General features: G+C 42.9%; 11 protein-coding genes and 1 pseudogene. 4 read left to right on the forward strand and 8 right to left on the reverse strand.

Annotation, left to right across the window (positions count from 1 at the left end; all coding sequences use genetic code 11):
* Positions 1 to 292 (reverse strand): annotated as a pseudogene (locus NEPTK9_RS02885) (RNA-guided endonuclease TnpB family protein); the annotation flags it as partial.
* A 50-nt stretch (positions 293 to 342) separates the two neighbouring features.
* On the opposite strand from NEPTK9_RS02885, the gene NEPTK9_RS02890 reads away from it, so the two are divergent.
* Complete coding sequence (locus NEPTK9_RS02890) at positions 343 to 591, forward strand: hypothetical protein (RefSeq protein ID WP_194847327.1); 249 nt, start codon at positions 343 to 345, stop codon at positions 589 to 591.
* 43 nt (positions 592 to 634) lie between these two features.
* Positions 635 to 2,752 carry an ATP-dependent helicase gene (locus NEPTK9_RS02895; RefSeq protein ID WP_194847328.1) on the forward strand — a complete coding sequence of 706 codons (2,118 nt, stop codon included), beginning with the start codon at positions 635 to 637 and terminating at the stop codon, positions 2,750 to 2,752.
* Here the strand turns inward: NEPTK9_RS02895 and NEPTK9_RS02900 are convergent.
* The gene (locus tag NEPTK9_RS02900; protein ID WP_194847329.1) at positions 2,749 to 2,925 is read right to left on the reverse strand and encodes a hypothetical protein; all 177 of its coding nucleotides are present in this window, start codon (positions 2,923 to 2,925) and stop codon (positions 2,749 to 2,751) included. The genes NEPTK9_RS02895 and NEPTK9_RS02900 overlap by 4 nt on opposite strands.
* Before the next feature lie 109 nt (positions 2,926 to 3,034).
* On the opposite strand from NEPTK9_RS02900, the gene NEPTK9_RS02905 reads away from it, so the two are divergent.
* On the forward strand, positions 3,035 to 4,186 hold the full coding sequence (locus NEPTK9_RS02905; protein ID WP_194847330.1) for an RNA polymerase factor sigma-54: 1,152 nt from the start codon (positions 3,035 to 3,037) through the stop codon (positions 4,184 to 4,186).
* A 79-nt stretch (positions 4,187 to 4,265) separates the two neighbouring features.
* Here NEPTK9_RS02905 and NEPTK9_RS02910 read toward each other — a convergent pair whose 3' ends face one another.
* On the reverse strand, positions 4,266 to 5,066 hold the full coding sequence (locus NEPTK9_RS02910; protein ID WP_194847331.1) for a macro domain-containing protein: 801 nt from the start codon (positions 5,064 to 5,066) through the stop codon (positions 4,266 to 4,268).
* Between the two features lie 226 nt (positions 5,067 to 5,292).
* Here NEPTK9_RS02910 and NEPTK9_RS02915 point away from each other — a divergent pair, with 226 nt between their 5' ends.
* Entirely contained in the window at positions 5,293 to 6,069 is a 777-nt protein-coding gene (locus NEPTK9_RS02915; protein WP_194847332.1) for a DarT ssDNA thymidine ADP-ribosyltransferase family protein, read from the forward strand.
* A 359-nt stretch (positions 6,070 to 6,428) separates the two neighbouring features.
* On the opposite strand, the gene NEPTK9_RS02920 is transcribed toward NEPTK9_RS02915, so the two are convergent.
* The 5 genes from NEPTK9_RS02920 to NEPTK9_RS02940 form a co-directional block, all read right to left on the reverse strand.
* Positions 6,429 to 7,754 carry a glycosyltransferase family A protein gene (locus tag NEPTK9_RS02920; RefSeq protein ID WP_194847333.1) on the reverse strand — a complete coding sequence of 442 codons (1,326 nt, stop codon included), beginning with the start codon at positions 7,752 to 7,754 and terminating at the stop codon, positions 6,429 to 6,431.
* A gap of 165 nt (positions 7,755 to 7,919) precedes the next feature.
* The gene (locus NEPTK9_RS02925; RefSeq protein WP_194847334.1) at positions 7,920 to 8,738 is read right to left on the reverse strand and encodes a hypothetical protein; all 819 of its coding nucleotides are present in this window, start codon (positions 8,736 to 8,738) and stop codon (positions 7,920 to 7,922) included.
* Complete coding sequence (locus NEPTK9_RS02930) at positions 8,708 to 9,787, reverse strand: glycosyltransferase family 32 protein (protein ID WP_194847335.1); 1,080 nt, start codon at positions 9,785 to 9,787, stop codon at positions 8,708 to 8,710. Before NEPTK9_RS02930 ends, NEPTK9_RS02925 begins: the two co-directional genes overlap by 31 nt.
* Positions 9,784 to 10,881, reverse strand: a complete 1,098-nt coding sequence (locus NEPTK9_RS02935) for a glycosyltransferase family 32 protein (protein ID WP_194847336.1) — start codon at positions 10,879 to 10,881, stop codon at positions 9,784 to 9,786. The genes NEPTK9_RS02930 and NEPTK9_RS02935 overlap by 4 nt, the downstream gene beginning before the upstream one ends.
* A complete protein-coding gene (locus NEPTK9_RS02940; protein ID WP_194847337.1) occupies positions 10,878 to 12,491 on the reverse strand; it encodes a glycosyltransferase family 2 protein in 1,614 nt (537 codons plus the stop codon). The genes NEPTK9_RS02935 and NEPTK9_RS02940 overlap by 4 nt, the downstream gene beginning before the upstream one ends.
* Between the last annotated feature and the right edge of the window lie 69 nt (positions 12,492 to 12,560).

Here is a 12,560-nt window from a genome sequence, read left to right on the forward strand (position 1 = left end):
TTTCTTTAAACGAAATCTCGGGAACTTCTTGACCTTTTTTAATTTTAAGTGCTTTATAGCTTCCACATACTTTCCTAAGGGCGTTGCACACCATTTGAGAGCCCAGTTGCGGAATTTCTTCTCTTATTTTAGAATAGCAAAAGTTATGGAGAGCGACATGGTTCCAACACCGCTTTTCTTTAGCTTGAAGAGCAATTGCATTACAGCCTCGGCTGAAACACTTTTGCGTTTCCAAAAGGATCTCAAAATCTTTATCGGAAAGGGTCAACTTAAGAGAAATGGTTCGTTTCATACAAGCTATTTTAAACCATGGCTACAAATTAAACAATCTAAAAAGGAGCGATGCTTCCTCCCCTCCCTAAAGGAAGGGGTATCCGCATCGATATTTTGATGAAGACACATTTACTTAAAAAATGTTTGGGTAAAGAAGTGATTTTCATTCACGTTGAAGATTTTTTCCAAGATATCATGGTCTCAAGCGCTAAAACAACCTGGGACCAATCGCTTGGCTCGCTTGTCGATCATCTCCCACCGCTCACAAGTGTTTTAGAAGATCTTAAGCCAAAGATTGATCACTTGCTACAAATATAGGAGCAGGTTGCCTCCTTTTCCTTACCATGGTATCGTGTTTGCTATGGTAAGTTTAAACCCCCAGCAGAAGATTGCCACAGAGCACATGGAAGGACCAATGCTGGTCCTTGCAGGAGCAGGTTCGGGAAAGACCCGCGTCGTTACCTGCCGCATTGCCAATTTGCTCCAGGTAGGCGTTCCCTCAGCAGAAATCTTAGCCCTCACTTTCACCAATAAAGCGGCTGATGAGATGCGGACACGGGTTCAGGAAATGACCCAACAGTATGTCCTCGTTTCGACCTTCCACTCATTGGGAGCACGGATTTTGCGTGAGTCGATCAGCGCCCTTGGCTACCGGAATGACTTTGCAATCTATGATGAAAATGACAGCCTGCAGCTCATGAAAAACTGTTTGGCAGCGATGGGCTGCAAAAATGAGAAGGGACTCCTGAAGTCAATTAAGGTGGCGATCTCTAATGCAAAGAACGATTTATTGACGCCAAATGATTTGGAGGGGGACTTTCGGTCGCGGACCGATCAGATTTTGAAAGATGTCTTCATCGCCTACCAGGAAAAGCTTAAAGAATACAATGCCCTTGACTTTGATGACCTTCTTTACTTGACGGTCAAACTCTTTCGAGAGTCTAAAGAAACTCTCGAACACTATCAGAAGCGGTGGTCGTTTGTTTTGATCGATGAGTACCAGGATACCAATGCAGCCCAGTATTTTATGACGAAGCTTTTAGTGGAAAAGCACAACAACTTGTTTGTGGTGGGAGATCCCGATCAGTCGATCTATTCATGGCGGGGGGCTAATATCCAAAATATTTTGGAGTTTGAAAAGGATTATGAAAAGGCGCAGGTCATTTCCCTCGAACAAAACTATCGGAGTACGTCGAATATTTTGGAGGCGGCAAACGGGCTGATCAACCACAATGAGGGACGGTATGAAAAGCGGCTGTGGAGCGATCTCGGCGCTGGGGAAAAGATTGGGGTCTATATTGCTCCCAATGAGCGACAAGAGGCGCAGTTTGTTGTCGAAGAGCTGATTCGAAGGACCCGTGAAGAACATATTCCACTAAGAGAGTGTGTGATCTTTTACCGCACGAACTCTCAGTCGCGCACCTTTGAGGATTCTTTTTTAAGGGAGCAAATCCCCTACGTCATTTTTGGTGGGCTCTCTTTTTATCAAAGGAAAGAGATCAAAGATATTTTGGCTCTTCTCCGGATGGTTGTCTCCGACTCTGACTTTTTGGCCTTTGCACGGACGGTTAATTTGCCAAAGCGGGGAATTGGAAATACCACCTTGGTGAAGCTCCGTGAAGCGGCAGAGGAAACAGCGCTCCCCATCCTGGCCCTTGTCCGAAAGCTTCTTAACCGAGAAATCACTACCCTCAAATTGACCAAGCGGGTCGAAGAGGGACTGAAGGATTATCTTGGAGTGATCGAAGAGCTTAAAACGCTTGTCAAAGAAGAACGTCCCATCGAAGAGCTTGTGCAAAAAGCGATTGAGCTTTCTAGTTATGAAAGAGTTTTGAGAGAAGACCCTGAAAGCTTAGAAGATCGGAAAAGTAACCTCGAAGCGCTCATTAGTAAGGGGGCTGAGTGGAGCCAGGAGCGGGAAAACCCCACCCTCATCCAGTTTTTAGAGGAGCTTTCGTTAAAGTCTGGGCTCGATGAAACCCCGGCTCACGACTCGGTGCGGCTCATGACCCTCCATAATGGAAAGGGGCTTGAGTTTACCCTCACTTTTGTTGTAGGGATGGAAGAAGATCTTTTCCCCCATATTAACGCTAAAGATTCCCTTGAAGCGCTTGAAGAGGAGCGGCGTCTTTGCTATGTGGGAATGACCCGCGCCAAGCGGTACCTTTATCTAACCGCTTCGACCTACCGATTTATGTGGGGGATCTCTAAGGTGATGTGTCCTTCCCGCTTCTTAAGCGAAGTGCCGGAGCACTTCCTTAATCGGCTCAGTGAAGAGGTCGAAGAAGATAAAGACTGGGTAGAAGAATCGGGGTTCCGAGTAGGAACCGTCGTTTTTCATAAAGATTTTGGAAAGGGAATCGTTAAAAAGTCTTACCAAACATCGTTAGGGCTCACCTACGATGTGGAGTTTATCGAATCACAGACTACACGCTCTTTGGTTGGCAAGTATGCCAAGTTCAAGATCTGCATCGATTAAGCCTCTTCTTCTTCAGAAGAGTCATCTTCATCTACCTCATCCTCTGTCTCTTCTATATCGTATCCTTGATAGCGACTGATAATATCCCCTTTTGTATCGCTTGTAGGACCATCTAGAATATCTCCTCCAGCCAGGAGAGTGAAAATGAGCGTTGATAGTGGCAGTAAAGTCATTAGATACCTCGTTTTCCCCACTGAAAAAAGGTTACAGACACCAGTTTAAGAGTTTAATTCTTTTTTGCAAGAAAAATTTTTCGGTGATATATGACAAGCAGGGGGAAACATGGATCTCAGACAGAGTGTTAAACAAGAAGGGCGGCTGATCATAAGCCCTGCCATGGAACAGGCGTTTCATGTTTTGGCGATGCCTACTCTTGAGCTAACCGATTGGCTTGAAAGGGAGGTCGATCAAAATCCCCTTCTTGAAATGAAGGAGCTGCCCCCTTCTGAATTCAATCCTTCTCTCATAAAAGATGAGCCGACCCTTTATGAATATTTACTTGGAGAAATTCCTCTCCACTTTGAGACCGATGAGGAAAAAGAAAAGGCGCAACTCATTGCTGGCTCACTTGATAGGAATGGTTTTTTAACCTTAAGTGAAAAAGAGCTCGAAGGGTTAAAGACGGTTCTAAAAAAGTTCCATCAGATTGAGCCTTTAGGACTAGGCGCTCGAAATACCCAAGAGGCGCTCCTTATTCAGCTGGCCGGTAAAGAAAAAAGTGGTCCCTACCGCATTGTAAAGAACCACTATGAAGATCTTCTCCATAAGCGGTGGGCGGTGATTGCAAAAAGATTGAACCTCACTCTTAAAGAGGTCAAGGAGCTTGTTATTAAGGAGCTTCGCCCTTTAAACCCTTTTCCAGGAAGACAGTTTCACCAAGAGGTTAATCCCTTTTTGGCTGCAGACATCACGATACAAAAAGAAGAAGAGACATGGGGTGTGGAGGTCCACCTTCCCTCCTTACAAATTTCGCCTTCAACAGAGGCGATGAAAGGGTATTTAACAGGAGCTAAGTGGCTGATGCGCAATTTAGACCAAAGAAAGAGAACTCTCGAAAAGATTGCCCTCTACCTCTTAAAGACGCAGCGCGATTATTTTGAAGGCATCACCGATACCCCCACCCCAATGACCATGTGCTCTGTTGCTAAAGCTTTGGATCTTAGCGAATCAACCATAACACGCGCTATTAGTCATAAGGCGGCTGCCACTCCATGTGGGCTTTTAAAACTGCGGGATTTCTTTAACCCCAACCAAGATGTGAAGCACCTTCTCTTACAACTCATCGCAAAGGAAAAAGAACCTCTATCTGATCAAGCCCTTTCACAAGAGCTTCAGGCTCAAGGGATCCAGTGTGCCAGGCGGACCGTTGCAAAGTATCGGAAAGAACTCAGGATTGAACCAGCATCTCTCAGAAAGAGGTCGATACAGCCCTAAGAGTCCGTTAACCTTAAACCCCGGAGTGCCACTAATGTCAAATGAACAAGGAGAGGAAGTTCCTTCGGCGCCACTCTGGTTAATATGGAGCATAAATTTCAACGGGCATATTAAGCTTTTGCGCATACTCTTTAAGGATCGGTTCAACCTGACTCCATTGCAGTCCCCCATTTCCACATCCTAAGGCAGGAAAAGCAATTGAGCTAACTCCAAGAAGACCCTTGTTTTTAACCAAGTAATCGAGCCCCATTTTGATAGAATTTAACTTCGATTTTTCTCTCCAGTGCCCTTTGGTTGGAAAATTTAAAATACCCTTGCCATCTGAAGTTTCATAGTAGTGAAGGGTACCTAACTTAAGCTCCTTTTTACTGCAGCGCTTCTTATAGTCTGCAAACATATCGGGATATTTTTTTTTAAAAGCTAGCGCAATCCCTTTCCCCATGACTCCAACGCAATTAACAGCGTTTACATATGTTTGCATTTTTGAATTAAAAAGATTCCCCTTCAAAATTTTTACACTACAAAAGGGCTCTAGTTTATTATTATCCAAAGAAGAAACAACATAAATCTGACTAATGAAGTTAGGTGATACAAGTATTCTTTTTAAGTACCCAAAATTTTTAATATAGAATAAATCATTTGATTTTTTAATTTTTTCATCTACCTGAACAATGCAAATTTTTTTCGGGTCAATCTTTAACTCTTTTACATGTTTTATGGGATCAAAAATAAGACGAACACACTCTTCGGCTTTACAGTACTCGTTAGGGGGAATTCTTACTTGTTGGTTAGCCGAAGATTTATAGCTCACCCCATTTTTTTGATACGTTGAAAGTTCACTTCTAGTAACCAAGCAATAAATGTTAGTTAGAGCACTCATTTTTCTCCTTTAAATAAAAAAACAACATTCTCATTTTTAAATAGATAAACTTTAAAATTCAAGTTTTTTCTCGTTTCTCATTTTTTTTACCACCTAAGTGCCTTTAGATAAAGACGTTAAATATTAATTATTATCAATAATAATTTTATTACTAAATAAAAATGTTTTTAACAATTGACATATCAAACAAAAAAAGCTAGTTTTTATAAAACAAAAAGGATTTTTAATGTTTAGTTTAAATTATAAATGCAATAATGAAAGCCTAAAGCATCATTTTAAAGAGCTACACTTTATCACACCGATTGAAAATGTAGCCTCAATACTTGAAAAGGGGATCCTCTGCCATAAACTGGCAGAAACAATAAAACATGAAGATATATCAAACCCAAGTGTTCAAAAAAATAGATCCTATAAATATATCCCCAATAATAGTCGAGAGAAGTATAACAAAAAACAATTAATACTCCATGAATATGTTAACCTTTACTTCAATGCACATAATGGAATGATGCTTGCATTAAAGCTAAAGAAAAAACAACTTTGTGTTTTATCTATTGACATTGCAGTCCTTCGTAAACCTGAAGCTATTGTTAGCAACGTAAATGCTGCATTAAACATCGCCCAATTTCAGTCAGCCAAAAAGGCCTGCTTTAGTCGCGAGGTGATGAGAGCTCTTAAAAATCCTTTTTATGCATATAGAAGTCAAAGTTACTCATACAGAACAATATGGAAAGCAGCCAGACAAGCAGAAGCCCTGGTACCTAAAAAAGTAGCTTCTAAATGGATTAAAGCAATTTACGTTCCCAATGAAAAAGTAGGAGAAAAGCTTAGCAAAAATTTAACGAAAGATATTCCTATTTGGGTTCATGAGACACTGTTTTTTCAAAAAGGCCCTTTAGGTCAATTAACAGAAGCTAAAAAAGATGTAAGCATTCAGGCTCAGCACACGGCAATTTTTGGAGAGCGAAGAGCAAGCGAGGCAAAACCAGATTTTTTTGAATGATGAGTCCCATAGCCAAATTGCTATTGGTAAGGAAGCAAGGACATCTGTTGAAGCCGCAGCAGTCCATTGACTCCAAAAGTTGTCGTGTACTGAGCTCCATTACCAGGTATTTTGCCTGGAGAAAACTAAAGCTAGTGCTCTGTCAACCCTAAGAATTAGGATATCTTGATTTATCTTTTCCCGGCTGGCTTCGTGTTCGATCTCACAAACTTATAAAAGTTTAGATTCGATCTCCACACTTTACCAGCCAACAAAAATCTCAACCAATCTATCCTTAATTTTAGGGTTGACAGAGCACTAGTGCTCTGTCAACCCGCTGAATGAGGAGCCTCATTCCCATCAATGCAGGCAAAAATATTTTATCCTGCTTTAGCTTCTTCAAAGCAAAGACCTAGGCGGTCTCCTGCAGCTTGCCCCGCCCATCTTTCCATCAACTCTTGAAGAGACCCAAACTGTAGCGCTTTAAGGTCTTGCTCAAGATCAAGACGGCGATAAAGCCCCATTTGAAGAGCGGCGGCTGTTTGGTTGCGGATGTTCCAATAGTAAATCCCTTGTCGAATGGGCCCTTTCCCCTCCTTGCCAAGAGGAAAGAAAAAGCCATAAGCATGCGCTTTGCGCATGGCTTTAACACAAGTGGGGAGAAAAATCGGATCGGTGACCTTCACCTGATCGGTAGAGAGGAGAACATAAGGGGCAGAACCTTTGCTTCCCCAAAGTGATTGGATCACGGTTTGCTTAAAGGTCTCTTCTCCATATTCGAGTGGGTGAGCAAAGTGGACCTTGGGAAACTTGCGCTTCACTTTCTCGTAACCCAGGTAAGTCTTCTCTATAAAGCGGTAGATCACATGAATATCGGCAACCCCTTTTAGCTTGCTTTGGCAAGATTTAAGACACTTTTCTAGATCCTGAGGAGTGTTTTCTGAAAGGATCATCAGATCCACCATCTTTTTCGAAAGGGTTTTTTCGACCTGGTCTGCCATGAAAGCAAGGCGGCGACTCTTTCTGACCCTGCCACTATTTTTATTATGGATGAAGAGAACATTGGGGATGAAACGGACATGGGCCTTTGCAAGTTCAACCATCGGCATGAGGAGGGCATTTTCATTTTCGATCGAAAGGAAGAAGCCTGCTTCAACATGGAGCTTTTTGAAAAGACCTGCATAAAACGTCTTGAGAGGAGCCATGACCCAAGGAGCCCGCTGCACCCTCTTTTTATAGAGGGTCTTTTTAGGCTTGGGGTTATGAACTCCTTTTTGGTAGCTGGGGTAATCGAGGTATTGCCCATAAGCAAGCCACACATCAGGATTGGTATAGGAGTGGGAAAGACAAGAGAGAACATCGTTATGAGCAAGCCAATCGGTCCCATAAAGATGGACAATGACCTGGTCGTCGGGACAGTTTAAGACAATATTATAGTAAGCCTCGTAAAGCTCATAGTCTTTTTGACACTCAACAAGGTTCACCTTTTCGCCTACCCGCTCTCTTAAAATCTCTGCTGTTCCATCGCTGGAGGCGAGGTCAAGATAGCAAACACGAAAATCCTCATAGTCTTGAGAGAGGATCGTCTCAAGGTTTTGCTCGATCGAATCGACATTATTGTGGGTCAAAACAATAAAGGTAAAAGACTTACCCTGGTAATCAGCAACCTCAAAGCAGTAAAAGTCTTCGGCAGGAAGGATCCTCATGTCCTTTTTCGACTTGATAATCCGATATTCCCTGATAAAGAAAGTCGGCAGCAATAGTATAATAAAAAGAATAAAAAACCTTTTTATTAATGACTTTTCTTTTTTTAGCATTTTCACTTCGTTACACTCCCCTAATAGTTTGAATAACTAAGAGTGGAGGGGATGTCAACCAAATTGGGCGAGAATCTGTCGCCAACGGACAGAACGGGGAACCTGCTCTTCGATATAGGTGAGGACCTGCTCAACAGAATCAGTTGCAAACTTTTGGATCTCAGAATCTTTAAGACGAAGAGCAACGGGAAAAGGATTTGCTTGTTTGGGAAAAAGCTGGGAAATTTTTTCGAGTGTTTTTTTGAGGAGGCGACGATCCTTGACTAGGGTCGCTCCACGTAAAGCCAAGTCAACACAAGGGACCAGACTTAAGAACTGAAGGTAGGGAAGGAAGGGGGAATCGAGAAAGAGGAGGGAACTCCCTTGAATGAGCAAGCAGATAAAAATAAGGGAGATAAAAAAAAGTGCATGGCTGGGTTTACGAAAGAGAGGGCCTAAAAACCGTCGCCATTTTGACTTCGAATGGGCATAGGCCAAGATCTCCTCATACTTGGGTTCCTCAAAAGAGGCGCGGAGGGCATGGATGGTCTCATGCAAGAGAACTTCTTCGCATGAATAGAGGAGAAACTTCCCTTTTTTAAACCCTTTACGGAGTTGGATGAGGGGGATTTTGTGATCGAAAACCCAAAGCACGGCCCCTTGCCAGGGGAGAAGTTTCCGATTGGAATAGGTGAGAGGAATCCAATCGGGCCTGGCGCCCAAAAGCTTTTCAAAATCCCCTTCCCAAGGGTGAATGGTATACCCCTTAAGGAGCTGACTGGGAGCGGTTTTTTTTAGGATGTAAAGCCGCTTTACAAAGGCCTCTTCTGACTCATCTGGACCAGCGATGATCCCTGCTTCGCCTAATTCTTTGAGTTTTTCTTTTCCGAGCATTCTTTCCGTCTAATTGTGCGGTATTGAAAGAAGAGGCAGGCGAAAAGGAGAACATTTGCCGAAAGGATGACCCCATTGAAGAGGAGGATCTGGTTGTTCTTGCGGGAAATGGAGATGAGGCGACGGCGGACATTTCTTTCAAACTTGGTTTCATCGGCAAACCATGTGGAGGCGTAGTAGTGGTGAGCAAAGAGGGCAAAGTCTTCATCGATTCGGTTAAAATAAGCGGCGGGAAAGGCGATATCTTTATTTTCTCCTTTTCCACCAAGTTCTCGTACTGCCATGTCAAATGGGGCAAAGGTACGGTGAGCGACCCGATAGATGATCGACTCTTTGTCATTACCGGGATAGGCCAATGAATAGGTATCCCACCGAGATTCTATGAGATCAATACACCGCTTCAAGACAGGATGCCCTGGTCGAGAGCCAATCACATTATTACAAACGCTAACCGAGCTACTGATGATCGGCTCATGCGGTGTTTCTATCCCACAATAGAGGTCAAAGCTTTCGTTAAAAGAATCAAAAGGGTTGAAACATTTGACGTCGTGATCGACGTAAAGCCCCCCTTCTTGATAAAGAAGTTCGTAACGCATGAGATCTGATTTTTCGGCGTAGTTATCAGAAGCTTCGAAGTGAGTTTTCAGTTTCTGAAACTTAAAATCGGAAATAAACTTAAGCTCCATTTTCCTATGAGGCAGGGCCCGTCTTCTATCGGTCCAAAACTTAAAGGTCCAATCGGGATGGTGTTCGACCCATGATTTCACATTATCAAGTGACTCTTTGGGAAAGGGGTTAGGCCCCAACCAAATAAAGTGAATCACCTTGGGAATTTTTATCTGATCTGTCTTGAGGAACTGAAGGTCTTTGTTTTTTTCGTAAAGCTCGCGCAAGCTGTGGATGTTTTCATAGTCTTCATGGGTTTTGATAAACTGCCAAACACTCTTTTCTGCTCCCATGAGGGTGTTGAAGTCATCTGTTTGCTTCATTTGACTCTGTTTTTCACATCCTGCAAATAGGAGTAAAAGGGAAAGGATTAGCAATCTCATTGTTTACCTCTGACTTGTCTGCTCATAAGAACGTATATGATAAAAGAGGCGATGATTACCAGCAAACTTAAAAGCTCTACTCTTAAGATCTTGGCATCTCGACTCCTGAGCTTACAGAGCGCCCTAGTGTAGTATTTATCTTCTTCTGACTCAAAGTTATCATGCCAGGAGGTGTCATAGTGGTGGATGGAGTAAAACCCGGGAAGACCACTTTTTGGATAGAAGTAGCAGGCGGGAAAAATGATGTCGGTATTTCCTGGCTCGCCTAAGTGATCCCGAAGAGCATAGGTCATTGCAATATAGGAGCGGTGAGCCACCCTTCGCGCTAAAGCAAGGGGGTCGGTTGAGGCAAATCTCTTCGTCACTTCATCCCACCGGTCAAGAGCCACTTGGATCGTCTTTCGAAGAACAGGATGGTGGGGGCGGGCTCCAATAATGCCAATCCCTGCGGTCAAGGCGAGCTCTTCAATCCCTTCGTGGGGCATTTCTAAGCAGGCATAGAAGTCATACCCTGTGTGCAAGCTATGAAAGGGGCGGAGACACTCTGCATCATGATCGATGTAAACCCCTCCCTCTTGATGGAGAATTTCATAACGCCAAAGGTCTGCTTTTTCTCCCCAATTTGTCGACTCTTCAAACTTTTCTTTCAAAAACTCAAATTTAAAATCTTTGACATAGTGAACTTCCATATTATTGCAGGGGGAAGGGCGAGGGCGGTCGGTCCAAAATTTAAAAGTCCAGTCGGGATGGTGGGCCACCCAAGAGCGAATATTTTTGACCGATCCCATTGGAAATGGTCGTGGCCCAATCCAAATAAGGTGGACAGTTGTAGGAATTTTAAGGGTGAGGCTGGAATCGAATTGGTGGTCTTTATTTTTCTCATAAAGGGTTTTATAAAACTCAAGATCCTCATAGTCTCTTTTGGTTTGAATGTAGCTCCAGTCTGTGGTCTCGAGCCCTTCCAATTGTTCAAAGGAATCTTGGAGGGTGATATGGGGAATCTTTTGTGTTCTCATCCCTCTAATTTCACTAGAAAAGATATAAAAAAAGACCAGGGGGCAAACGAATAAGAAGAGGATCATTTCTTTTTTCATCGCTTTACAAACCGGGGGCTAATTTCAAGTTCTACCTTTTTGTTTTCTAATCTCTCTAAGGAAGAAATGTCCATTTTCAGCCCTTGCTCGAATGTCGTTAAAAGATCTTTTGTCGAAATCTTTGGTGACTTTGCATGGATCCATTCGTTTTCCATGACAGTATTTAGCGGTAATCTGACCACCTTAGATTGATCATAATATAACCCAACTCGTAATAAATTTGCTTGCTTATTCCATAGTGCTTGCAAAATATTTGGGTTATGGAACTTCATGTGGAGAAAGTCGGAGTGGATGTCCTCTTTCTTGAAAAGAGCCATTCGGACGGAATTAGGGGCTCCCCATTCCCCTTCCATCTTGGAAAATTGCCAAGCATACACCCCTTCTTCCACTTCAACCTTCCTTTCCTCGGGGTGGTCATCAAGATTATTCCCTAAGCGGAAGTAAAACCCATGGGCTCCCGTCTCCTTTAGCAGCTTAACCCCTTCCTTCAAGTCTATCTGATCTTTGATAAGGTGGTCATCAAGGGCAAAGGTGACGTAGCGGGCAATCGAAAAGTCGCGGTTAAAAACCACCTTCCGAACCATTGGGGCAAAATCTTCGTAAGGGGTCTCGATCGATTGACGAATATAGATCACATTGGGAAAAGCCTCTTTGACTTTGTCATACCCCTTTTCATAGTGGGTATTTCCGACTCGATAGATCACAAATTGTCTGTGAAGATTTTCAACATATTTCTCCGATGACTCTAGAAAAGCGTAGAGCTGAAGGGGACGGTTATAGGAGAAGATAACGATATCGACAAGTTCTTCATCTCTGCTAAAGTCATGCCAAGGGTTTCGACCCAAGCAGTGGTAGTTTTCTTGTCTTAGCTCTATCTTTTTTTCTTTGCGAGAGAGGAAAAAAGGTTCTTGAACGTGGTAGGCATGTTTTCCCGCTAAAGCTTTGAGGGGGCTGGTCATGATATTCTCACATCCTTTCTGAGAAAATTTGCCCTCTTCAAGAAAATCTTGGAGCTTGATCTGTTTAAAAAGCCCGGCATAAAACGTTTGGTAAAAGAGAGGGCCTATACTTTTATTGTAGGCTGGAACACGAACCTCTTCGGCTGCTGTCATCCAAACGTCTGGGTCAGCAAAGTAGCGGTTGAGCTTCGCTAAAACTCCCGAATGAGCAAAAGACTCTTCCCCTCCTAAAAGGATAACTAACTCATCATTTTTGCACGAATGAATGGCTCGGTAAATGCTTTCTACTTCCCCCTCTTCTTCTTTATTTTGGATCAGGGTAACTCGCCCATTAAAATCGTGATTACTGATGTAGGCGCGCGCCGTAGCAAAAGCTTCTTTCTTTGAACCATCGTCGATATAAATGACCCGAAATGACTCATATTCCTGGTTGAGGGCTGAAAGTAAGTTTTGCTCACATGTTTTTTCGTTATTTTTTGCATAGGTAATGATAACAAAATTTTTATTCTCGGTCACTGGATGAGTGGCATAGGCGGTATGTTTTTTCTTTGCTTCTCTTTTTGCAATGATCTCTGCCTTTATTTTCCAAGCACCAAATCCCAGTAGAAAACCGACCCCTGTAAACATCAAAATATAGAAAAAACGTCGCATGTAATAGGCTCCTATAATCAAATTCTTACCTGCTGACTGCCACCTAGGGGTACCTGAGGGGATTTTCGA

The organism is Candidatus Neptunochlamydia vexilliferae, assembly GCF_015356785.1.
In the GTDB taxonomy this organism is placed as follows: Bacteria; Chlamydiota; Chlamydiia; order Chlamydiales; family Simkaniaceae; genus Neptunichlamydia; species Neptunichlamydia vexilliferae.

Excerpts from the sequence above, each read along its gene's own strand:
- NEPTK9_RS02915 (WP_194847332.1), top strand. The coding sequence starts at position 5,293 with ATGTTTAGTTTAAATTATAAATGCAATAATGAAAGCCTAAAGCATCAT.
- NEPTK9_RS02910 (WP_194847331.1), bottom strand. The coding sequence starts at position 5,066 with ATGAGTGCTCTAACTAACATTTATTGCTTGGTTACTAGAAGTGAACTT.
- NEPTK9_RS02895 (WP_194847328.1), top strand. The coding sequence starts at position 635 with ATGGTAAGTTTAAACCCCCAGCAGAAGATTGCCACAGAGCACATGGAA.
- NEPTK9_RS02940 (WP_194847337.1), bottom strand. The coding sequence starts at position 12,491 with ATGCGACGTTTTTTCTATATTTTGATGTTTACAGGGGTCGGTTTTCTA.
- NEPTK9_RS02935 (WP_194847336.1), bottom strand. The coding sequence starts at position 10,881 with ATGAAAAAAGAAATGATCCTCTTCTTATTCGTTTGCCCCCTGGTCTTT.
- NEPTK9_RS02930 (WP_194847335.1), bottom strand. The coding sequence starts at position 9,787 with ATGAGATTGCTAATCCTTTCCCTTTTACTCCTATTTGCAGGATGTGAA.
- NEPTK9_RS02925 (WP_194847334.1), bottom strand. The coding sequence starts at position 8,738 with ATGCTCGGAAAAGAAAAACTCAAAGAATTAGGCGAAGCAGGGATCATC.
- NEPTK9_RS02920 (WP_194847333.1), bottom strand. The coding sequence starts at position 7,754 with ATGAGGATCCTTCCTGCCGAAGACTTTTACTGCTTTGAGGTTGCTGAT.
- NEPTK9_RS02905 (WP_194847330.1), top strand. The coding sequence starts at position 3,035 with ATGGATCTCAGACAGAGTGTTAAACAAGAAGGGCGGCTGATCATAAGC.
- NEPTK9_RS02890 (WP_194847327.1), top strand. The coding sequence starts at position 343 with ATGCTTCCTCCCCTCCCTAAAGGAAGGGGTATCCGCATCGATATTTTG.
- NEPTK9_RS02900 (WP_194847329.1), bottom strand. The coding sequence starts at position 2,925 with ATGACTTTACTGCCACTATCAACGCTCATTTTCACTCTCCTGGCTGGA.